Below are 22,509 nucleotides of genomic sequence, written 5' to 3'. Positions count from 1 at the left end.
CCCACCGTACCGCCTAGCGCTGCGGCCGTGCGGGGAGCGATGTCGTGTTCACTCAGGGCTGCAAACATCAATTCCCCCCGTTCTCTTCCGTATCCTGTGCGCTCGCATTCTCGTGGAGTTCGCCTGAGAGCAGGTCGAGCGCGCTTCGTACGCTCTTCTTACGGATGTCCGCCCGGTCGCCGTTCAACCGCAGCGCGGACACTTTCTCGGTGCCGTCCGGGCCACTGACCGCGACGAAGACCGTTCCGACGGGCCGGCCGTCCTGCGGTTCGGGGCCTGCGACGCCGGTGGTCGCCACTCCCCAGTCTGCGCCCAGAGCCCGCCGCACGCCTGTCGCCATCTGGCGCGCGACGTCCGCGTCGACCGCTCCGCGCTCCGCCAGGAGACCGGCGTCCACGCCCAGGACTTCACTCTTGAGGGGGGTCGCGTAAGCCGTCACCGAGCCTCTGAAGGCTTGGGAGGCGCCCGGTACGGACGTCAGTTCGGCCGCGACCAGGCCGCCGGTCAGCGACTCCGCGACGGCGAGGGTCTCCCCCCGCTCGACAAGGAGCCGCAGCACCCGGCCCGCCGCAGTCACCGCTCGGCCTCCGCCGATCCCCTGGCCCCGGTCGCCCCGGCGACCGTGCCGGTCTCCCCGGCGGCGGCCTCGGGCGCTTCCCCGGCCGCCCGTTCCGCCGCGAGGCCCTGGCGCCGCAGCACGACGGCCTGGCGGACGTAGTCGAGACCGGTGACGACCGTCAACACGACGGCCACCGCCATCACCCAGAAGCGCAGCGTGGCCAGCGGACCGGTCAGCGCCAGGACGTACATCCCGACGGCCGTCCCCTGCGCCAACGTCTTCATCTTGCCGCCGCGGCTGGCCGGAATGACCCCGTGCCGGATCACCCAGAACCGCATCAGCGTGATGCCCAGCTCGCGGAAGAGGATCACGCCCGTCACCCACCAGGGCAGGTCGCCCAGATACGACAGACAGATCAGTGCCGCGCCCATGATCGCCTTGTCCGCGATCGGGTCGGCGATCTTCCCGAAGTCGGTGACCAGGTTGTACGTGCGCGCCAGATGCCCGTCGAACAGGTCGGTGATCATGGCGATGGCGAAGGCGGCCCAGGCGAAGGAGCGCCAGGCCGGGTCGTATCCGCCGTTGTGGAGCAGCAGCACCACGAAGCCGGGGACGAGCACGAGCCGGGCCATCGTCAGAAGGTTGGCGATGTTCCACAGACTGGCCTGATTGACCGCAGCGGCGCCCAGCTTTCCGCCGCGGACCGGCGTCGCGCCGGAACCGCCTGCCGCGGATGCCGGGACTCCGGTCATCTGGCTACCTCCACAAGCTCACTGCACTCGGCGATCAGGTCCACGCCTTCGGTGCCCACGACCTTTGCCTCGACCATACGGCCCGGGACCAGGCCCTCGCGTGTGGTGAAGAGCACCTGGCCATCGGTTTCGGGCGCCTGGTGCGCGGCACGGCCAAAGGCGCGCGGCTCGTCCTCGGTGGGCTCTACGGACTCGACCAGCACCTGGAGCGTCTCGCCCATGCGCTCCTCGGCACGCTGCGAGGTCAGCTCCTCGGCGAGCTGCGAGATGTGCGCGAGGCGCTCCGCGATGACGTCGGCGTCGAGCTTGTCGTCGTAGCCGACCGCCTCGGTGCCGTCCTCGTCGGAGTAGCCGAAGACGCCGATGGCGTCGAGACGGGCGCCCGTGAGGAACCGTTCCAGCTCCGCGAGGTCGTCCTCGGTCTCGCCGGGGAAGCCGACGATGAAGTTGGACCGGGCACCGGCCTGCGGCGCCTTGCCCCGGATCGTGTCCAGCAGCTCCAGGAAGCGGTCGGTGTCGCCGAAGCGGCGCATCGCCCGCAGCACGCCGGGCGCGGAGTGCTGGAAGGACAGGTCGAAGTAGGGCGCGACCTTCGGGGTCGAGGTGAGGACGTCGATCAGGCCGGGCCGCATCTCGGCGGGCTGGAGGTAGCTGACGCGGATGCGCTCGATCCCGTCGACGTCCGCGAGCTCGGGCAGCAGGGTCTCCAGGAGACGGATGTCACCCAGGTCCTTGCCGTACGAGGTGTTGTTCTCGGAGACCAGCATGACCTCCTTCACACCCTGCTCGGCGAGCCAGCGGGTCTCGCCCAGCACGTCCGAGGGACGGCGGGAGATGAAGGAACCGCGGAAGGACGGGATGGCGCAGAAGGAGCAGCGCCGGTCGCAGCCGGAGGCCAGCTTGACCGAGGCGACGGGGCTGGTGCCCAGCCGGCGGCGCAGGGGCGCGCGCGGGCCGGAGACCGGGGCGACGCCCTCGGGCAGGTCGGCGGGGGCGGGGGCCGGGGCGGTCTCCTGCGCGTGACCGGGCAGGGACACGGCGGCGTCCTGCCGCTCGGCGGGGCTGATCGGCAGCAGCTTGCGGCGGTCGCGGGGGGTGTGGGAGGCGTGGATGCCGCCGTTGAGGATGGTCTGGAGGCGGTCGGAGATGTCGGCGTAGTCATCGAAGCCGAGGACGCCGTCCGCTTCCGGCAGGGCCTCGGCGAGGTCCTTGCCGTAGCGCTCGGCCATGCAGCCGACGGCGACGACGGCCTGGGTGCGGGCGTGGTCCTTCAGATCATTGGCTTCGAGGAGGGCGTCGACGGAGTCCTTCTTGGCGGCCTCCACGAACCCACAGGTGTTGACGACGGCGACATCGGCATCGGAGGCTTCCTCGACGAGCTCCCAGCCGTCCGCTGCCAGGCGGCCTGCAAGCTCCTCCGAGTCCACCTCGTTACGGGCGCAGCCAAGAGTGACAAGGGCGACGGTACGGCGTTCGGGCATGGACTCAAGACTACTTTGTCCCGGCACCGACCCTGCCGCGGAGGGTTGCGCCGTTACCCACGGTGACAAAGACGGCGAGCGCCCGGCGCGGTGGCCGGGCGCTCGCCGCGCCGTGCTGTCTGCGGGTGGCCGGTCAGCCGACCTCGGGGTCGCCCTTGGTGTACGAGAGGCGTTCGACCTGTCCGGGCTTGAACTGGTCCTCGACCTTCTTCCCGTTCACGAAGAGCTCGATCGAGCCCGCGTTGCCGAGGATGAGGTCGACGCGCTCCTTGTCCTGGAAGGTCTTCGACTCGCCCTGCTGGAGGGTGCCGTCGAAGAGGGCCCGGCCGTTGTGGTCCTTGGCGGAGATCCAGCTCTTGCCCTGGGTGGCGCTGAGCTTGACGGTGACCTTGTCCTGGGGTGCCGCGGCGATGGCGCTCTCGGACGGGGCCGGCTTGGGATCGGCGGGCTTGCTGGTGGAGGGCTTCGGGGCGATCTTGTCGGAGGTCGGGCCCTCGGCGACACGGCCCGCCGTCGAGGGCGCGTCGTCGCCACCCTTGAAGAAGGTGAAGCCGACGAAACCGACCACGGCGACGATCGCCGCGACCATGGCCGCGGTCCAGTTGGGCCTGCGGGGTTCGGAGCGGATGCGTTCGGCCTCGAACAGCGGCGCCGCCGGGGTGGGCGCGGGACGGCCGCCGTGCTCGGCGTCGTACTGCGCGATCAGCGGTTCCGGATCGGTGCCGACGGCACGGGCGAGCGTACGGATGTGGCCGCGGGCGTACACGTCGCCGCCGCAGCGGGAGAAATCGTCCTGCTCGATCGCGTGCACGATGGGGATGCGCACCCGGGTGGACGTGCTGACCTCTTCGACCGTGAGACCTGCGGAGAGGCGAGCCTGCTGGAGCACTCGACCGATCGAAGGCCGGTCGTCTTCGGGGGAGTTGCCGATGGACACGGGGGCGCCTTTCGAGCGTGAGCCACCTGCTGGGTGTTCAGTCTAGGGGGGGTACGAAAGGGTGGGGCAACCGGGCGGGTGGACTTTGTACGCCATCAGATTCGAACAGAGCCGGTTTCGCCGGGACGCCCCGGGGAAGGACCTTCCGTCCCTCCCTTCAACTTGACGTACGGCCCGGCGAAACGGTTGCCCGTAAAACTCTTACGAAGCGGTTTCCCCACGAATCTGTGCCAACACCCCGTCGAGCTCGTCGGGTTTCACCAGGACGTCGCGCGCCTTGGAGCCCTCGCTCGGTCCGACGATGTTGCGCGACTCCATCAGGTCCATGAGCCGCCCGGCCTTGGCGAAGCCGACCCGCAGCTTGCGCTGGAGCATCGAGGTCGATCCGAACTGGGTGGAGACGACCAGCTCGGCCGCCTGGCACAGCAGGTCGAGGTCGTCGCCGATGTCCTCGTCGATCTCCTTCTTCTGCTTCGTGCCGACCACCACGTCGTCGCGGAAGACCGGGGCCATCTGGTCCTTGCAGTGCTGGACGACGGCCGCGACCTCGTCCTCGGTGACGAAGGCGCCCTGCATACGGGTCGGCTTGTTCGCACCCATCGGCAGGAACAGTCCGTCACCCTTTCCGATGAGTTTCTCGGCGCCGGGCTGGTCCAGGATGACGCGGCTGTCGGCGAGCGAGGACGTGGCGAAGGCGAGCCGCGAGGGCACGTTCGCCTTGATCAGGCCGGTGACGACGTCCACCGACGGGCGCTGTGTGGCGAGCACCAGGTGGATGCCGGCGGCGCGGGCCAGCTGGGTGATGCGGACGATCGAGTCCTCGACGTCGCGCGGGGCGACCATCATCAGGTCGGCCAGCTCGTCGACGATCACCAGCAGATACGGGTAGGGCGCGAGCTCCCTCTCACTGCCCTCCGGCGTCTTGAGCTTGCCGGTGCGCACCGCGTGGTTGAAGTCGTCGATGTGTCGGTAGCCGAAGGCCGCGAGGTCGTCGTAGCGCAGATCCATCTCCCGGACGACCCACTGAAGCGCCTCGGCGGCCTTCTTGGGGTTGGTGATGATCGGCGTGATCAGGTGCGGAATGCCCTCGTACGCGGTGAGCTCGACGCGCTTCGGGTCGACCAGGACCATCCGGACGTCCTCCGGCGTGGCCCGCACCATGATCGAGGTGATCAGGCAGTTGATGCAGGAGGACTTGCCGGAGCCGGTGGCCCCGGCCACCAGGACGTGCGGCATCTTCGCGAGGTTGGCCATCTCGTAGCCGCCCTCGACGTTCTTGCCGAGCGCGACGAGCATGGGGTGGTCGTCCTCGGCCGCGTCCGCCAGCCGCAGCACGTCACCGAGGTTGACCATCTCCCGGTCGGAGTTGGGGATCTCGATGCCGACCGCGGACTTACCCGGAATCGGCGAGATGATGCGGACGTCGGGACTGGCGACGGCGTACGCGATGTTCTTGGTGAGCGCTGTGATCCGCTCGACCTTCACGGCGGGGCCGAGCTCCACCTCGTACCGCGTCACCGTCGGCCCGCGGGTGAAGCCGGTGACGGCGGCGTCCACCTTGAACTCGGTGAACACGTTGGTCAGCGAGGCGACGATCGCGTCGTTGGCGGCGCTCCGGGTCTTGCCGGGACCGCCGCGCTCCAGCAGGTCGAGCGAGGGCAGCGAGTACGTGATGTCGCCGGAGAGCTGAAGCTGCTCGGCCCGGGCCGGCAGCGACTGGGCCTCGGGGGGCTCGGGCGCCGGCTTGGTCAGATCGGGCACACCGGCCCCGGGCGTGGCCTCCGCCCGCTTCCCGGCCCGCTCCGCCTCCCTGGCACCCGGCACCGGCGTGCCCGCCCGCTCGCGGTCCACCGAGACGCCCTGGGTCAGGTCGGCGACGACCGGCGAGGGCGGCATGCCGTTGAGCACGGCCCCGTCGAGCGCGGCGGCAGCGGCGGCCGCGACGTCCACCGCGTCCATCGTGCGGTTCATCGCGGGCTGCGCCGAGGGCCTGCGCGGCCTGCGGCGCTTGGACAGCGCCTCGGACTCCGCGACGTCCGGGTCGTACGCGTCGGGCGCCTGGGAGCGGCGGGAGCGGGGCGGGAGCGCCTCGCGCCACTGCTCGTCGTACCGCTCGTCGTCGCCCTCCTGTGCCTCGGGGTCGTACGCCGGCTCCACGATGCCCAGCTTGACGCCGAGCAGCCGCAGCCGCTGCGGGATGGCGTTCACCGGGGTCGCCGTGACGACCAGCAGCCCGAAGACGGTGAGCAGCAGGAGCAGCGGCACGGCCAGCACCTCGCCCATGGCGAAGATCAGCGGCTTGGAGGCGGCCCAGCCGATGAGGCCGCCCGCGTCCTGCATGGCCTCGGTTCCCTCGTCGCGCCCCGGCGAACCGCACGCGATGTGGACCTGTCCGAGCACGCCGATGACGAGGGCGGAGAGGCCGATGACGATGCGGCCGTTGGCCTCGGGCCGCTGGGGGTACAGGATCAGCCGCACCGCGATGGCGCCCAGCAGTATCGGGACGAGCAGGTCGAGCCGGCCGAACGCTCCGGTGACCAGCATCTCCACCAGGTCGCCCACGGGACCGCGCAGATTCGACCAGGTGCCGGCGGCGACGATCAGCGCGAGGCCGAGCAGCAGCAGCGCGACGCCGTCCTTGCGGTGGGCGGGGTCGAGGCCCTTGGCGCCGCGCCCTATGCCGCGGAACATCGCGCCGATGGCGTGGGCGGCGCCGAGCCAGAGGGCCCGGGCCAGCCGGTACACGCCGTTCGTGGGCGAAGGCGCCGGGCGTGGCGGGGCGGCTTTCTTCGCCGCGGTCTTCTTGGCCGGGGCCTTCTTCGCGGGCGCTTTCTTCGCTGCGGTCTTCTTGGCGGGCGCGGCTTTCTTCGCCGGACCCGGGCCACCGCCGACGCGCTTCGCGGTGCCCGCAGTGCCCTGGGAACCCTTGCCGGACGTACGTGAGGCCATGGGGCCGAGGTTACCGGTGTCCACGTCTGTGGATACCGGTGCGTGCCGGTTCACCCGTCCGTGTCGCCCTGCGCGGGCGGGAAACTGACGCGCCTTCACCGGCGGACCCGCGCCGAAACCCCGCAGCCGCCGGCCGGTTGCCCGGGCGCCCCCGAAGAAGCCCCGCGCACAAGGCGGATTGCGCCGTTACGAGGGAATGGCCGCCGACGCGCCGCCGGTGCCCGGCTCCAGCGCGTCGAGCGCGCGGCGCAGACCGGTCAGCTTCCGTTCGAGATGGGCGGCTGTCGCGACCGCGCCCGCGTCCGCGGACTCGTCGTCGAGCTGCTTCGACAGCGCCTCCGCCTGCTCCTCGACGGCCGCGAGCCGCGCGGAGAGCTCGGCCAGCAGACCGGCGGGCTCCCGCTCCTGCTGGGCACCCGTCTCGCCGCCGTCCAGCTGAAGCCGCAGCAGCGCCGCCTGCTCCCGCAGCTGACAGTTCTTCATGTACAGCTCGACGAAGACCGAGACCTTGGCGCGCAGCACCCAGGGGTCGAACGGCTTCGAGATGTAGTCCACCGCGCCGGCCGCGTAACCCCGGAAGGTGTGGTGCGGGCCGTGGTTGATCGCGGTGAGGAAGATGATCGGGATGTCCCGGGTCCGTTCCCGCCGCTTGATGTGCGCGGCGGTTTCGAAACCGTCCATGCCCGGCATCTGGACGTCCAGCAGAATGACCGCGAAGTCGTCCGTGAGCAGCGCTTTGAGCGCCTCCTCCCCTGACGATGCCCGTACCAGTGTCTGATCGAGCGCAGAGAGGATGGCCTCCAGCGCCAGCAGATTCTCCGGCCGGTCATCGACCAGGAGGATCTTGGCCTTCTGCACCATGGCCCGCCCTCCTCGCCCCGGAATTGCACCGGGCGCCGCCCCGGGGGACGGCTCCCTTACGCCGCCCGTCCTTGTGCCGGTCATGGTAGCCGCACCCCGGCGGTCACCACACCCTGTCACCGTGATGTCACTGTGCACGTATCGGAAACGTGGCGGGAGACCTGAAGGTTCCCCGCAATCCGCGTTCCCACACTCCTCCGGACACCACCGGTCGACAAATCTTGGTGGATTCTCTCAGTGAGTGCTCACTTCCCGCGCATCCACCCTTCCATGACCGAAAGAAGATGGTCGGGATCGACCGGCTTGGTGACATAGTCGGACGCACCCGATTCGAACGCCTTCTCCTCGTCGCCCTTCATCGCCTTGGCGGTCAGGGCCACGATCGGCAGCTCGGCGAACTGCGGCATCCTGCGGATCGCCGAGGTCGTCGCGTAACCGTCCATCTCCGGCATCATGATGTCCATCAGTACGACCGTCACATCGTCGTGCTGCTCCAGGACTTCGATGCCCTCGCGCCCGTTCTCGGCGTAGAGGACCGTCAGGCCGTGCTGTTCCAGCACGCTGGTGAGCGCGAAGACGTTGCGCACGTCGTCGTCCACGATCAGCACCTTCTCGCCGCCGAACCGGAACGTCCTGCGCGGCTGCTCGGGCTCCTCCTGACCGTCCGCGGCCCATGCCTCCGGCTCAGCGGCCGGGGCCGGCTGCGGAGCGGGCGCGGACACCGCACGCGGCGGCAGCGCGGGCTGCTGCTGCGCGCCTCCCAGCGCCTTGCGCCGGCGGCGCGGTACGGCCTGCACGGCCTCCGGCACGTACACCTGCCCGGCCTCCGGCGTCCGGCCTCCCTCGATCGCGCCGGTCTGGATGTCGGACTGCCCCGGAGCGAGCTGCGGGTAGCCCTGCGGCGGGAGTTCACTCGGGTGCAGCGGCAGGTACAGGGTGAAGGTGGAGCCGCGGCCGGGCTCGCTCGCCGCGTGGATCTCACCGCCCAGCAGCCGCGCGATCTCGCGGCTGATGGACAGACCGAGGCCGGTGCCCCCGTACTTGCGGCTGGTCGTTCCGTCCGCCTGCTTGAACGCCTCGAAGATGACCCGCATCTTGCTGGCCGCGATCCCGATGCCGGTGTCCGTCACCGAGAAGGCGATCAGCTCGCCGTCCGCGTCCCGCAGCGAACCGGCCTCCAGCAACTGCTCGCGGATGGCGTCCGGCACCTCCTGGCCGGCATTCCTGATCACCAGCTCGACGGCCCCGCTGTCGGTGAACTTCACCGCGTTGGACAGCAGGTTGCGCAGCACCTGAAGAAGCCGCTGCTCGTCCGTGTGCAGCGTGGCCGGCAGCTCCGGCGACACCCGTACGGAGAAATCCAGCCCCTTTTCCGCGGTGAGCGGCCGGAAGGTCGCCTCCACATAGTCCACGAGCTGCACCAGGGCGATCCGCGTCGGGCTGACGTCCATCTTGCCCGCCTCGACCTTCGACAGATCGAGGATGTCGTTGATCAGCTGGAGCAGGTCGGAACCGGCCCCGTGAATCGTCTCGGCGAATTCCACCTGCTTCGGCGAGAGATTGCCCTCGGCGTTGTCCGCGAGCAGCTTGGCCAGAATGAGCAGCGAGTTGAGCGGTGTACGCAGCTCGTGCGACATGTTCGCCAGGAACTCGGACTTGTAGCGCATCGAGACGGCGAGCTGTTCGGCGCGCTCCTCCAGGACCTGCCGCGCCTCCTCGATCTCGGTGTTCTTGACCTCGATGTCGCGGTTCTGCCTGGCCAGCAGCTCGGCCTTCTCCTCCAGTTCGGCGTTGGACGCCTGAAGGGCCTTCTGCCGGTTCTCCAATTCCTGCGAGCGGTCACGCAATTGCTCGGTGAGCTCCTGCGACTGTTCGAGCAGCTTCTCCGTCGTCGTGTTGACGCTGATGGTGTTGACGCTCGTGGCGATCATTTCCGCGAGCTGGTTCAGGAAGTCCCGCTGAATGTGTGTGAACGGCTGGAACGAGGCCAGTTCGATGACTCCGAGGACCTTGCCCTCGAACAGCACCGGAAGCACGATCACATGCGCGGGCGGCGCCTCACCGAGCCCGGAGGAGATCTTCAGGTATCCCGGCGGAACGTTGTCCACCTGGATCGTCCGCTTCTCCTCGGCGGCCGTGCCGATGAGCGTCTCGCCCGGCCGGAAGGACGTCGGCATGGAGCCGGCGGAGTAGCCGTAGCTTCCCCGCATCCGCAGTTCGTACACCCCCTCGGCCTCAGCGCCCAGCGCATCGGTCTCGCCGGTGGGCGTGGCCAGGAAGAACGCGCCGTGCTGCGCGGAGACCACGGGAGTCAGCTCGCTCATGATCAGCGAGGCGACGTCGTCCAGATCGCGCCGCCCCTGCATCAGACCGGAGATGCGGGCCAGGTTGCCCTTCAGCCAGTCCTGTTCCTTGTTGGTGGCGGTGGTGTCGCGCAGGTTCGCGATCATCGTGTTGATGTTGTCCTGGAGGGCCTGGATCTCGCCCGCCGCGTCCACGTCGATCTTCAGGTTCAGGTCGCCGCGGGTCACCGCCGTGGCGACGGCCGCGATGGCGCGCACCTGACGGGTGAGGTTTCCGGCCATCTCGTTCACCGATTCGGTGAGATCGCGCCAGGTGCCGTCCACGTCGCGCACCCGCGCCTGACCGCCCAGCTGCCCCTCGGTGCCCACCTCGCGGGCGACCCGGGTCACCTGCTCGGCGAACGACGACAGCTGGTCGACCATCGTGTTGATGGTGTTCTTCAGCTGCTGGATCTCGCCGCGCGCATCGATGTCGATCTTCTTGGTCAGATCACCCTTGGCGATGGCCGTCGTGACGGCGGCGATCTGGCGCACCTGGCCCGTCAGATTGGACGCCATCGAGTTCACGGACTCGGTGAGGTCCTTCCACGTACCGGAGACGCCCGGGACGCGCGCCTGGCCGCCCAGCTCGCCCTCGGTGCCCACCTCGCGGGCGACGCGGGTCACCTCGTCCGCGAACGAGGACAGCGTCGTCACCATCGTGTTGACGGTGTCGGCCAGCTCGGCGACCTCGCCGCGCGCCTCGACGGTGACCTTCTTCGTCAGGTCGCCGTTGGCCACGGCCGACGAGACGCGGGAGATGTTACGCACCTGGCTGGTCAGGTTGTTGGCCATCAGGTTGACGTTGTCGCTGAGGTCCTTCCAGATGCCCGTCGCCCCGCGCACCCGCGCCTGGCCGCCGAGGATGCCCTCGGTGCCCACCTCACGTGCGACGCGGGTGACCTCGTCGGCGAAGTTGAGCAGCTGGTCGACCATCGTGTTGACCGTCGTCACCAGTTCGAGGATCTCGCCCTTGGCGTCGACGGTGATCTTCTTGGACAGGTCACCGTTGGCGACGGCCGTCGTCACCTCGGCGATGTTCCGCACCTGAAGGGTGAGGTTGTTGGCCATGCCGTTGACGGACTGCGTGAGGTCCTTCCACGTACCGGAGACCCCCTGCACCTCGGCCTGACCGCCCAGAATGCCCTCGGTACCCACCTCGCGGGCCACCCGCGTCACCTGCTCCGCGAAATTCGAGAGCTGGTCGACCATGGTGTTGAGGGTGTTCTTCAGCTCCAGGATCTCGCCGCGCGCGTCCACATCGATCTTCTGCGACAGATCACCGCGTGCCACCGCCGTGGCGACCTGTGCGATGTTACGGACCTGAGCGGTCAGATTCCCCGCCATACCGTTCACCGAGTCGGTCAGATCACGCCACACACCGGCCACACCTGGCACCTGCGCCTGACCGCCGAGCCGCCCGTCCGTACCCACCTCGCGGGCGACCCTGGTCACCTGCTCGGCAAAGGCGGAGAGCTGGTCGACCATCGTGTTGATGGTGTTCTTCAGCTCCAGGATCTCGCCGCGCGCGTCCACATCGATCTTCTGCGACAGGTCGCCCCGCGCCACCGCCGTCGTGACCTGCGCGATCTGGCGCACCTGGGAGGTGAGGTTCCCCGCCATGAAGTTGACGGAGTCGGTGAGCTCCTTCCACGTACCGGAGACGCCGTCGACCCGCGCCTGACCGCCGAGGCGGCCCTCGGTGCCCACGTCACGCGCCATCCGCGTGACCTGGTCGGCGAACGAGGAGAGCTGCGCCACCATCGTGTTGACGGTGTTCTTCAGCTCCAGCATCTCGCCCGCCACGTCGACGGTGACCTTCTGCGACAGATCGCCGTTGGCGACGGCCGTCGTCACCTGCGCGATGTCGCGGACCTGACCGGTGAGGTTACGGAAGGCCGTGTTCACGGAGTCCGTGAGGTCCTTCCAGGTCCCGGCGGCGCCCGGCACCTCGGCCTGCCCGCCGAGGCGGCCCTCGACACCGACCTCCCGGGCCACCCTGGTCACTTCCGAACCGAAGGACTGGAGCTGGTCCACCATCGTGTTGACGGTGTTCTTCAGCTCCAGCATCTCGCCGGCCACATCGACGGTGACCTTCTGCGTCATGTCGCCACTGGCCACCGCCGTCGTCACCTGGGCGATGTCGCGGACCTGGGTCGTCAGGTTCCGGAAGACCGTGTTCACCGAGTCGGTGAGGTCCTTCCAGGTCCCGGCGGCGCCCGGCACCTGCGCCTGGCCGCCGAGCACACCCTGACCGCCGACCTCGCTGGCCACACGGGTGACCTCGTCCGCGAAGGTGCGCAGCGTCTCGGTCATCTGGTTGATCGTCTCGGCGAGCTGGGCGACCTCGCCGCGCGCGCTGACCTGGACCTTCTGCGACAGGTCACCATTGGCGACCGCCGTCGTCACCTCCGCGATGCCGCGCACCTGGGAGGTGAGGTTGCCGGCCATCGTGTTGACGGAGTCCGTGAGGTCCTTCCACACCCCGGCCACGCCCGGCACCACGGCCTGGCCGCCGAGCTCGCCCTCCGTGCCCACCTCGCGGGCGACCCGGGTCACCTCGGAGGAGAACGAGGACAGCTGGTCGACCATCGTGTTGACGGTGTTCTTCAGCTGAAGCATCTCACCGGCCACGTGGACGGTGACCTTCCGCGACAGGTCACCCTTGGCCACGGCCGTCGTCACCAGCGCGATATCGCGCACCTGTGCGGTCAGCCGGTACGCCATGGTGTTGACGGAGTCCGTGAGGTCCTTCCACGAACCGGACATCCCGCGCACCTGCGCCTGGCCGCCCAGCTTGCCCTCGGTCCCCACCTCGACCGCCACCCGCGTCACCTGCTCGGTGAACGCCGACAGCTGGTCGACCAGGTTGTTGACGGTACGGGCGACCTTCAGGAACTCGCCGCGCAGCGGCCGTACCGTGTCGTCCGCCGTGTGGGAGCGCAGCTCCATCCGCTGTTCCAGATCACCGTCGGCCACCGCCGACAGCACCCGCCCGACCTCCGAGACCGGGCGAGCGAGATCGTCCACCAGCTCGTTGGAGGCATCGATCGCGGCGGCCCAGGAGCCCTCGCAGGCACCCGTCTCCAGGCGCTCGGTGAGCTTGCCCTCCCGCCCGACGACGCGGCGCACCCGGGCCAGCTCGCCGGTGAGGTGCACATTGCGGTCGGCGACCTCGTTGAAGACGGCGGCGAGCTCCGCCATCACGCCTTCACCGGAGACCGTGACGCGCCTGCGGAAGTTGCCGTCGCGCATGGCGACCAGACCGGCCAGCAGTCTGTGGAGCGCCGCCGCGTCTACCTCGACGGTCCCATTGCGCTGCTTCTTCACGGACTGCCCGCCCTTACTGCGCGTACCCGAACCCCGCGCCGCCACGTCAGACTCCACCGTGTCCCTCCCGCAGGGGTTGACCTTCTAGCTAGAACCTCGTCCGAGAGCCTGCCCAGAACTTCCATGGCTCACCGCCACAGCCCACCGTCGACGGGTGACCATGCGGACGTCAAATCGTTGAAACGTACCAGGCGGGAACCGGTCGGGGTGGAACCTCCCATGGTTGTCCCACATCCCTCCGAGGGGAAGCCCATCCTGTCCGGTCGTCCTCCGTTCCCGCCCGGCCCTGTCCGAAGTCCGCCCTCGTGTACCCGGTGTGCGGGGGGAGCGTCTAGCCTGGCAGGCGAATCGAAGCGGCGAGAAACGGGCACGGACTCGGGGAAGCGACGAGACACCATATGGGGAGTGCTGTGATCACGGCGCGTGCGGCTGCCACCTTCGACCCGGTGGCGCGCTCCGTCGCGACGGCCCGTGCCTTTGTCCGCGACACGCTCCAGGGCTGGGGATACACCGACGTCGTGGACGACGCCGTCGTCCTGACCAGCGAGCTCGTCACCAATGCCGTGATCCACGCCGGCACCGCCGCGGACGTGCTGTGCCTGCGCACGGAGGACGGCGTCCGGGTGGAGATCGCCGACCACTACCCGGAACGGGAGATCCCACTCCAGCCGGCCGCCCTCGATCTCGACAGCCTGGACAGCGAGAACGGCCGCGGTCTGCTGCTGTGCGCGGCTCTCGCTTCCCGGTGGGGCGTCGAATACTCCCCCACGCGCAAACATGTCTGGTTCCAGCTCGACCTCCCGGACCGCCCGGTGGGCGTCCGCTCGGCCGGTCCACTGCTGCCCGTGGGCCTGCTCCCGGTCACCGACGAACACGTCAGGGTCGCCGTCGTCCAGGTCGACAGCGAGGGCGCCGTCGCCGCGTGGAACGACGACGCCGCGTACCTCTTCGGCTACACGGCGGACCAGGTCACCGGCAAGCAGCTCACCGACTTCACCGCCTGGCCGCAGACCCCCGGCACCAGCACCGGCATCGCGGACGCCCTGCGTCTGTCCCGCTGGGAGGGCAGCTACGGCATCCGGGGCGCCGACGGCCGCACCATCCCGGTCTACGGCTCCCACCTGCGCGTACGGGACCCTCAGGGCGAACCGTCCACGGTCTGCCTGCTGGTGCGCGACTACGAGCGCGCGGTCCTCCAGACCCCTGCGCGCGCCCCGGTCTCGGACACCGCCGAGAGCCACAAGACGGACCCCTTCGAGGTCTTCATCGGCTCCCCCGCCCCCGACGACCTCGACGGCCTGCTCCAGCGCACCGTCGAACGGGCGCGCGACATGCTGGACGCCGACGCCGCCTTCCTCCTGCTCGCCACGGACGACGAGACCGAGCTGGAGGTGCGCGCCACGACCGGCCTGCCCTCCGCCCGTCAGCGCTTCGCCCGCGTCCCCGTCGAGGCCGGCACCGGCCGGTACGGCTCCGCCAGGATGCCCGCCGTCCACGAGGACCTGGACGCCGTCCCGGGCGCGGTCCCGCTGCTAGGCAACACCGGCATGCGTTCGGTTGTCACGGTCCCGCTGAAGGTCGAGGGGCGCCTGACGGGCTCGCTGGGCGTCGCGGCCGAGGCCGCGGGCCGTTATTCCAACGAGGAGGCGCTGCGCCTCCAGTTCGCCGCGGACCGGATCGCCCTCGCCGTCGAGTCGGCGCGCCTCGGCGAGCTGGAGCGGTTGCGCCGCGGCTCGCTGTCCTTCCTCGTCGAGGCGTCGGACCTGCTGGCGGGCACCCTGGACCGGGACCAGACGCTGGCCCTGATGGCCCAGATGACGGTCCCGACGCTGGCGACGTGGTGCGCCGTCTACACGATCGCCGACCCGGCTTCGGACCCGGAGCTCTCCTACGTGCTGCACGAGGACGAGGAGCGCATCGACGGGCTCAAGAGCCTGCTCACCCGGATTTCCCCGCCGGAGCCCGTACGGACCCCTGGGGCGCGGGTGTGGGCCGCGCCTTCCCAGGCCGCCCACGAAGCGGCGCTGCGGACGTCGATGCGGAGTATCGGGATCGGTGACGCGGGCGGCCTCGGCTCGACCACGCGTACGACGCTGGCGACCGCCGCGGCGGTGGGCGGCGAGACCGTCGTGCTGCCCCTGGTCGCCCGTAACCGCGTCATCGGCATGCTGACGCTCGGCAAGCCGTCCGACGACCACTTCCGCCAGGAGATCCTGGAGCTGGCCGAGGACCTGTCCCGCCGGGCCGCCCTGGCCCTGGACAACGCCCGCCTCTATTCGGAGCGCACGACGATCAGCCAGTCCCTTCAGCGCAGCCTCCTTCCGCCGGGCCTGCCCGCCGTGCCCAACGTCGAGGTGGACGTCATCTACCGCGCGGCCGGCGAGGGCAACGAGGTCGGCGGCGACTTCTACGACGTCTTCCCGATCCGCGACGGCGCGTACGGGTTCGCCATCGGCGACGTGTGCGGTACGGGGCCGGAGGCGGCGGCCGTCACGGGCCTGGCCCGCCACGCGCTGCGCCTGCTGGCCCGGGAGGGCTTCGGCGGCCCCGCGGTCCTGGAGCGGCTCAACGCGGCGATCCTCGACGAGGGGACTCGCAGCCGCTTCCTCACCCTGCTCTACGGCGAGCTGTGGCCGCAGGAGGACGGCAGCGCGCTTCTGAAGGTCGTCTGCGCGGGCCACCCGCTGCCGCTGCGTCTGCGCCAGGACGGCTCGGTGGAGCCGGCGGCGGACCCGCAGCCGCTCCTGGGCGTCATGGAGGACCTGGAGCTGTACGAGCAGGAGTTCACGCTGGAGCCGGGCGATGTCCTGTTGTGCGTGACGGATGGTGTGACGGAGCGCCGTGAGGGTACGCGGATGCTCGGCGACGACGGCCTGGCGGACGTGCTCGCCCACTGCACGGGGCTCACGGCCGGCGCGGTGGCCGCACGCATCCTCCGAGCCGTCGAACGCTTCGCCGCCGAGCCCCCCTCGGACGACATGGCCATCCTGACCATGAGGGTTCCGGAACCCCACTAGGCCGTCACGCCTAGTCCCACCAGAACGACCAGGCGGTCCGTCCCCTGAGTTCCGTCGCGTAGTCGGGGAACGGTGTGGGCGGGTCGTCGACGATGTTGTCCGCGGACGACAGCACGTGTTCCAAAGCGAGCAGGTTCGCATGCTCGGCCTCAACGGGCGGCCTCGCGACCGATACGTGCAACTCGCTGCCGAACGCTGCCACGACCCGGGCGCCGAACCGGTCTTCCCAACTCCGCAGGAGTGCACACAGCAGAGCCAGCGGTGCCTCAGCGGACCAGCCAATCGACGCCAACGCGTCGCTGCCCCGCCGAGCCGGAACAAGCACGAGTCGACACTCGTCCAGCCCGAACTGCCCCGTCTCAACGAGCTGGGAAACCAGGCTTGCCGCTGCGTCCTCGGGCCTCGCGCCTGCGGACGCAGCCGGCACCTGCGGTGCCAGGCCCGGCCACTGCTCGAAGGGCGGCCCCGGGTCGTGGGGCCATGGTTCGATTCCCTCAGGCACCGGGACCGGTGTCGGGTCCATCCAGAAGGGCAGTCTCGTACGCCGGTACTCGGCGTAGTCCGCTGCCAACACCTCCTCCAGGCGGACGGCATCGACGTGGTCCAGGCCGGGCGGCCTCCCCATGGCATCGGGCCAGCACAGGAGCGGAACCAGGCCACGGGCCCTCTGCTCGCTCAGCAGTCGAGGCCACAACTGCTCGACGGCTTGAGGGAAATCATCAGAGATCCACACACACGTAGGACCGGAAGACCGGAACCGGCCGGAAGGCAGCCCGTCAGGCAGGACAAACGACATGACCGCACCGTAGACCGCGGCACTGACATGGCAGCTATCGGCAGGAGTGGGCCCCAGACATGAAGAAAGGCCCCGCCTACTGGCGGAGCCTTTCCTTCTTCTGAGCCCCAATGCGGAATCGAACCGCAGACCTTCTCCTTACCATGGAGACGCTCTACCGACTGAGCTATTGGGGCCTTGCTGCCCTGCGGCAACGAGCTAAAGCATACCCTGATCCAGGGGGTATGCAAAACCGCCTGGGCCGGCGGGTGTAGAGGGGTACCGGGCACCCCCGGAAACACGAAAAAGCCCCGTGCCACAAGGGCACGGGGCTCTTCCTAAAAGGAGTTCGGCGGCGTCCTACTCTCCCACAGGGTCCCCCCTGCAGTACCATCGGCGCTGAAAGGCTTAGCTTCCGGGTTCGGAATGTAACCGGGCGTTTCCCTAACGCAATGACCACCGAAACACTATGAAATTAACCAACACCGGACAACAACACAGCCGTTCGTTATTTCAGAACAAACACAGTGGACGCGAGCAACTGAGGACAAGCCCTCGGCCTATTAGTACCAGTCAGCTCCACCCGTTACCAGGCTTCCACATCTGGCCTATCAACCCAGTCGTCTACTGGGAGCCTTAACCCCTCAAGAGGGTGGGAATACTCATCTCGAAGCAGGCTTCCCGCTTAGATGCTTTCAGCGGTTATCCTTTCCGAACGTAGCCAACCAGCCATGCCCTTGGCAGAACAACTGGCACACCAGAGGTTCGTCCGTCCCGGTCCTCTCGTACTAGGGACAGCCCTTCTCAATATTCCTACGCGCACAGCGGATAGGGACCGAACTGTCTCACGACGTTCTAAACCCAGCTCGCGTACCGCTTTAATGGGCGAACAGCCCAACCCTTGGGACCGACTCCAGCCCCAGGATGCGACGAGCCGACATCGAGGTGCCAAACCATCCCGTCGATATGGACTCTTGGGGAAGATCAGCCTGTTATCCCCGGGGTACCTTTTATCCGTTGAGCGACAGCGCTTCCACAAGCCACTGCCGGATCACTAGTCCCGACTTTCGTCCCTGCTCGACCCGTCGGTCTCACAGTCAAGCTCCCTTGTGCACTTACACTCAACACCTGATTGCCAACCAGGCTGAGGGAACCTTTGGGCGCCTCCGTTACCCTTTAGGAGGCAACCGCCCCAGTTAAACTACCCATCAGACACTGTCCCTGATCCGGATCACGGACCCAGGTTAGACATCCAGCACGACCAGAGTGGTATTTCAACGACGACTCCACAACCACTGGCGTGGCCGCTTCAAAGTCTCCCACCTATCCTACACAAGCCGAACCGAACACCAATATCAAACTATAGTAAAGGTCCCGGGGTCTTTCCGTCCTGCTGCGCGAAACGAGCATCTTTACTCGTAGTGCAATTTCACCGGGCCTATGGTTGAGACAGTCGAGAAGTCGTTACGCCATTCGTGCAGGTCGGAACTTACCCGACAAGGAATTTCGCTACCTTAGGATGGTTATAGTTACCACCGCCGTTTACTGGCGCTTAAGTTCTCAGCTTCGCCACCCCGAAGAGCAGCTAACCGGTCCCCTTAACGTTCCAGCACCGGGCAGGCGTCAGTCCGTATACATCGCCTTACGGCTTCGCACGGACCTGTGTTTTTAGTAAACAGTCGCTTCTCGCTGGTCTCTGCGGCCACCCCCAGCTCAAGCAGCAAGTGCTATCACCAAAGATGGCCCCCCTTCTCCCGAAGTTACGGGGGCATTTTGCCGAGTTCCTTAACCATAGTTCACCCGAACGCCTCGGTATTCTCTACCTGACCACCTGAGTCGGTTTAGGGTACGGGCCGCCATGAAACTCGCTAGAGGCTTTTCTCGACAGCATAGGATCATCCACTTCACCACAATCGGCTCGGCATCAGGTCTCAGCCTTAACGTGTGACGGATTTACCTACCACACGGCCTACACCCTTACCCCGGGACAACCACCGCCCGGGCTGGACTACCTTCCTGCGTCACCCCATCGCTTACCTACTACCACCTTGGTTCATCGGCTCCACCACTACCCTCAACTCCGAAGAGATCAGGCCGGCTTCACGGACTTAGCATTAATGGGCTCAGTACTGGGCGTTTCAAAGCGGGTACCGGAATATCAACCGGTTGTCCATCGACTACGCCTGTCGGCCTCGCCTTAGGTCCCGACTTACCCTGGGCAGATCAGCTTGACCCAGGAACCCTTAGTCAATCGGCGCACACGTTTCTCACGTGTGTATCGCTACTCATGCCTGCATTCTCACTCGTGAACCGTCCACAACTACCTTCCAGTGCTGCTTCACCCGGCACACGACGCTCCCCTACCCATCCATACAGGCGTTAACCCTATGTGTATGAATGACACGACTTCGGCGGTACGCTTGAGCCCCGCTACATTGTCGGCGCGGAATCACTTGACCAGTGAGCTATTACGCACTCTTTCAAGGGTGGCTGCTTCTAAGCCAACCTCCTGGTTGTCTCTGCGACTCCACATCCTTTCCCACTTAGCGTACGCTTAGGGGCCTTAGTCGATGCTCTGGGCTGTTTCCCTCTCGACCATGGAGCTTATCCCCCACAGTCTCACTGCCGCGCTCTCACTTACCGGCATTCGGAGTTTGGCTAAGGTCAGTAACCCGGTAGGGCCCATCGCCTATCCAGTGCTCTACCTCCGGCAAGAAACACACGACGCTGCACCTAAATGCATTTCGGGGAGAACCAGCTATCACGGAGTTTGATTGGCCTTTCACCCCTAACCACAGGTCATCCCCCAGGTTTTCAACCCTGGTGGGTTCGGTCCTCCACGAAGTCTTACCTCCGCTTCAACCTGCCCATGGCTAGATCACTCCGCTTCGGGTCTAGAGCGTGCAACTCAAACGCCCTATTCGGACTCGCTTTCGCTACGGCTTCCCCACACGGGTTAACCTCGCTACACACCGCTAACTCGCAGGCTCATTCTTCAAAAGGCACGCAGTCACGACATGCAAGCAAGCTTGCATGCGACGCTCCCACGGCTTGTAGGCACACGGTTTCAGGTACTATTTCACTCCGCTCCCGCGGTACTTTTCACCATTCCCTCACGGTACTATCCGCTATCGGTCACCAGGGAATATTTAGGCTTAACGGGTGGTCCCGCCAGATTCACACGGGATTTCTCGGGCCCCGTGCTACTTGGGTGTCTCTCAAACGAGCCGTCAATGTTTCAGCTACGGGGGTCTTACCCTCTACGCCGGACCTTTCGCATGTCCTTCGCCTACATCAACGGTTTCTGACTCGTCTCACGGCCGGCAGACCATGAAAGAGAGATCCCACAACCCCACATACGCAACCCCTGCCGGGTATCACACGCATACGGTTTGGCCTCATCCAGTTTCGCTCGCCACTACTCCCGGAATCACGGTTGTTTTCTCTTCCTGAGGGTACTGAGATGTTTCACTTCCCCTCGTTCCCTCCACACTGCCTATGTGTTCAGCAGCGGGTGACAGCCCATGACGACTGCCGGGTTTCCCCATTCGGACACCCCCGGATCAAAGCTCGGTTGACAGCTCCCCGGGGCCTATCGTGGCCTCCCACGTCCTTCATCGGTTCCTGGTGCCAAGGCATCCACCGTGCGCCCTTAAAAACTTGGCCACAGATGCTCGCGTCCACTGTGCAGTTCTCAAACAACGACCAGCCACCCACCACCCTGCTCCGAAGAACAAGTTCACTGGGGCCGGCAACCGAAGAACGACCATCACGGCCGTACCTTCAGATACCCAACAGCGTGCCCGACCCGACCCATTCGCCTCCACGTTCCACGCCCCGAAGAGCAGTACTGGTGAACACTCATGTGCCGTGCCGAGTAGTCAACGTTCCACCCATGAGCTACCAGCACCGGACACTCGCCGGTGTTCTGGCCTCTGACCAAGCAAAGCTTGGTAAGAAGTGCTCCTTAGAAAGGAGGTGATCCAGCCGCACCTTCCGGTACGGCTACCTTGTTACGACTTCGTCCCAATCGCCAGTCCCACCTTCGACAGCTCCCTCCCACAAGGGGTTGGGCCACCGGCTTCGGGTGTTACCGACTTTCGTGACGTGACGGGCGGTGTGTACAAGGCCCGGGAACGTATTCACCGCAGCAATGCTGATCTGCGATTACTAGCAACTCCGACTTCATGGGGTCGAGTTGCAGACCCCAATCCGAACTGAGACCGGCTTTTTGAGATTCGCTCCGCCTCACGGCATCGCAGCTCATTGTACCGGCCATTGTAGCACGTGTGCAGCCCAAGACATAAGGGGCATGATGACTTGACGTCGTCCCCACCTTCCTCCGAGTTGACCCCGGCAGTCTCCTGTGAGTCCCCATCACCCCGAAGGGCATGCTGGCAACACAGAACAAGGGTTGCGCTCGTTGCGGGACTTAACCCAACATCTCACGACACGAGCTGACGACAGCCATGCACCACCTGTACACCGACCACAAGGGGGGCACCATCTCTGATGCTTTCCGGTGTATGTCAAGCCTTGGTAAGGTTCTTCGCGTTGCGTCGAATTAAGCCACATGCTCCGCTGCTTGTGCGGGCCCCCGTCAATTCCTTTGAGTTTTAGCCTTGCGGCCGTACTCCCCAGGCGGGGAACTTAATGCGTTAGCTGCGGCACCGACGACGTGGAATGTCGCCAACACCTAGTTCCCAACGTTTACGGCGTGGACTACCAGGGTATCTAATCCTGTTCGCTCCCCACGCTTTCGCTCCTCAGCGTCAGTAATGGCCCAGAGATCCGCCTTCGCCACCGGTGTTCCTCCTGATATCTGCGCATTTCACCGCTACACCAGGAATTCCGATCTCCCCTACCACACTCTAGCCTGCCCGTATCGACTGCAGACCCGGGGTTAAGCCCCGGGCTTTCACAACCGACGTGACAAGCCGCCTACGAGCTCTTTACGCCCAATAATTCCGGACAACGCTTGCGCCCTACGTATTACCGCGGCTGCTGGCACGTAGTTAGCCGGCGCTTCTTCTGCAGGTACCGTCACTTTCGCTTCTTCCCTGCTGAAAGAGGTTTACAACCCGAAGGCCGTCATCCCTCACGCGGCGTCGCTGCATCAGGCTTTCGCCCATTGTGCAATATTCCCCACTGCTGCCTCCCGTAGGAGTCTGGGCCGTGTCTCAGTCCCAGTGTGGCCGGTCGCCCTCTCAGGCCGGCTACCCGTCGTCGCCTTGGTAGGCCATTACCCCACCAACTAGCTGATAGGCCGCGGGCTCATCCTTCACCGCCGGAGCTTTCAACCTTCTCCCAGGAGGGAGAAAGTATTATCCGGTATTAGACCCCGTTTCCAGGGCTTGTCCCAGAGTGAAGGGCAGATTGCCCACGTGTTACTCACCCGTTCGCCACTAATCCACCCCGAAGGGCTTCATCGTTCGACTTGCATGTGTTAAGCACGCCGCCAGCGTTCGTCCTGAGCCAGGATCAAACTCTCCGTGAATGTTTTCCC

9 protein-coding genes, 1 tRNA gene and 3 rRNA genes are annotated in these 22,509 nt (G+C 66.7%); 1 reads left to right on the top strand and 12 read right to left on the bottom strand.

Features of this window, described 5'->3' with window-relative positions:
* Window positions 1-67: 67 nt before the first annotated feature.
* The 7 genes from OG338_RS23225 to OG338_RS23195 form a co-directional block, all read right to left on the bottom strand.
* The gene (locus OG338_RS23225; RefSeq protein ID WP_018105284.1) at window positions 68-577 is read right to left on the bottom strand and encodes a CinA family protein; all 510 of its coding nucleotides are present in this window, start codon (window positions 575-577) and stop codon (window positions 68-70) included.
* Window positions 574-1,311 carry a CDP-diacylglycerol--glycerol-3-phosphate 3-phosphatidyltransferase gene (gene pgsA, locus OG338_RS23220; RefSeq protein ID WP_405939149.1) on the bottom strand — a complete coding sequence of 246 codons (738 nt, stop codon included), beginning with the start codon at window positions 1,309-1,311 and terminating at the stop codon, window positions 574-576. The genes OG338_RS23225 and pgsA overlap by 4 nt, the downstream gene beginning before the upstream one ends.
* Window positions 1,308-2,792: a 30S ribosomal protein S12 methylthiotransferase RimO gene (gene rimO / locus OG338_RS23215; RefSeq protein ID WP_405939148.1), complete on the bottom strand. Its 1,485-nt coding sequence runs from the start codon at window positions 2,790-2,792 to the stop codon at window positions 1,308-1,310. The genes pgsA and rimO overlap by 4 nt, the downstream gene beginning before the upstream one ends.
* Window positions 2,793-2,925: 133 nt before the next feature.
* Window positions 2,926-3,729: a helix-turn-helix domain-containing protein gene (locus OG338_RS23210; RefSeq protein WP_405939147.1), complete on the bottom strand. Its 804-nt coding sequence runs from the start codon at window positions 3,727-3,729 to the stop codon at window positions 2,926-2,928.
* A gap of 201 nt (window positions 3,730-3,930) precedes the next feature.
* A complete protein-coding gene (locus OG338_RS23205; RefSeq protein ID WP_405939146.1) occupies window positions 3,931-6,678 on the bottom strand; it encodes a DNA translocase FtsK in 2,748 nt (915 codons plus the stop codon).
* A 186-nt stretch (window positions 6,679-6,864) separates the two neighbouring features.
* Window positions 6,865-7,539, bottom strand: a complete 675-nt coding sequence (locus OG338_RS23200; protein WP_405939145.1) for a two-component system response regulator — start codon at window positions 7,537-7,539, stop codon at window positions 6,865-6,867.
* Between the two features lie 245 nt (window positions 7,540-7,784).
* On the bottom strand, window positions 7,785-13,211 hold the full coding sequence (locus OG338_RS23195) for a HAMP domain-containing protein (protein WP_405940507.1): 5,427 nt from the start codon (window positions 13,209-13,211) through the stop codon (window positions 7,785-7,787).
* Window positions 13,212-13,621: 410 nt separating this feature from the next.
* On the opposite strand from OG338_RS23195, the gene OG338_RS23190 reads away from it, so the two are divergent.
* The gene (locus OG338_RS23190) at window positions 13,622-16,228 is read left to right on the top strand and encodes a SpoIIE family protein phosphatase (protein WP_405939144.1); all 2,607 of its coding nucleotides are present in this window, start codon (window positions 13,622-13,624) and stop codon (window positions 16,226-16,228) included.
* 10 nt (window positions 16,229-16,238) lie between these two features.
* Here the strand turns inward: OG338_RS23190 and OG338_RS23185 are convergent, their stop codons facing one another.
* From OG338_RS23185 to OG338_RS23165, 5 genes are all read right to left on the bottom strand, one after another.
* Complete coding sequence (locus OG338_RS23185) at window positions 16,239-17,024, bottom strand: DUF4253 domain-containing protein (RefSeq protein ID WP_405939143.1); 786 nt, start codon at window positions 17,022-17,024, stop codon at window positions 16,239-16,241.
* A gap of 103 nt (window positions 17,025-17,127) precedes the next feature.
* Window positions 17,128-17,200 (bottom strand) — tRNA-Thr (locus OG338_RS23180).
* 150 nt (window positions 17,201-17,350) lie between these two features.
* A 5S ribosomal RNA gene (rrf, locus tag OG338_RS23175) occupies window positions 17,351-17,467 on the bottom strand.
* A 79-nt stretch (window positions 17,468-17,546) separates the two neighbouring features.
* Window positions 17,547-20,669 (bottom strand): 23S ribosomal RNA (locus tag OG338_RS23170).
* 305 nt (window positions 20,670-20,974) lie between these two features.
* Window positions 20,975-22,500 (bottom strand): 16S ribosomal RNA (locus tag OG338_RS23165).
* Together the 16S, 23S and 5S rRNA genes with 1 tRNA gene alongside form the textbook arrangement of a ribosomal RNA operon.
* Window positions 22,501-22,509 lie beyond the last annotated feature (9 nt).

This window comes from Streptomyces sp. NBC_00726, assembly GCF_045161735.1.
Classification (GTDB): Bacteria; Actinomycetota; Actinomycetes; order Streptomycetales; family Streptomycetaceae; genus Streptomyces.
This window is presented reverse-complemented; position numbering and strand designations above follow the sequence as displayed.

What these genes read in the sequence shown, in the direction of transcription:
- pgsA (WP_405939149.1), bottom strand. Translation starts at nt 1,311, where the DNA reads ATGACCGGAGTCCCGGCATCCGCGGCAGGCGGTTCCGGCGCGACGCCG.
- OG338_RS23205 (WP_405939146.1), bottom strand. Translation starts at nt 6,678, where the DNA reads ATGGCCTCACGTACGTCCGGCAAGGGTTCCCAGGGCACTGCGGGCACC.
- OG338_RS23200 (WP_405939145.1), bottom strand. Translation starts at nt 7,539, where the DNA reads ATGGTGCAGAAGGCCAAGATCCTCCTGGTCGATGACCGGCCGGAGAAT.
- OG338_RS23185 (WP_405939143.1), bottom strand. Translation starts at nt 17,024, where the DNA reads ATGTCGTTTGTCCTGCCTGACGGGCTGCCTTCCGGCCGGTTCCGGTCT.
- rimO (WP_405939148.1), bottom strand. Translation starts at nt 2,792, where the DNA reads ATGCCCGAACGCCGTACCGTCGCCCTTGTCACTCTTGGCTGCGCCCGT.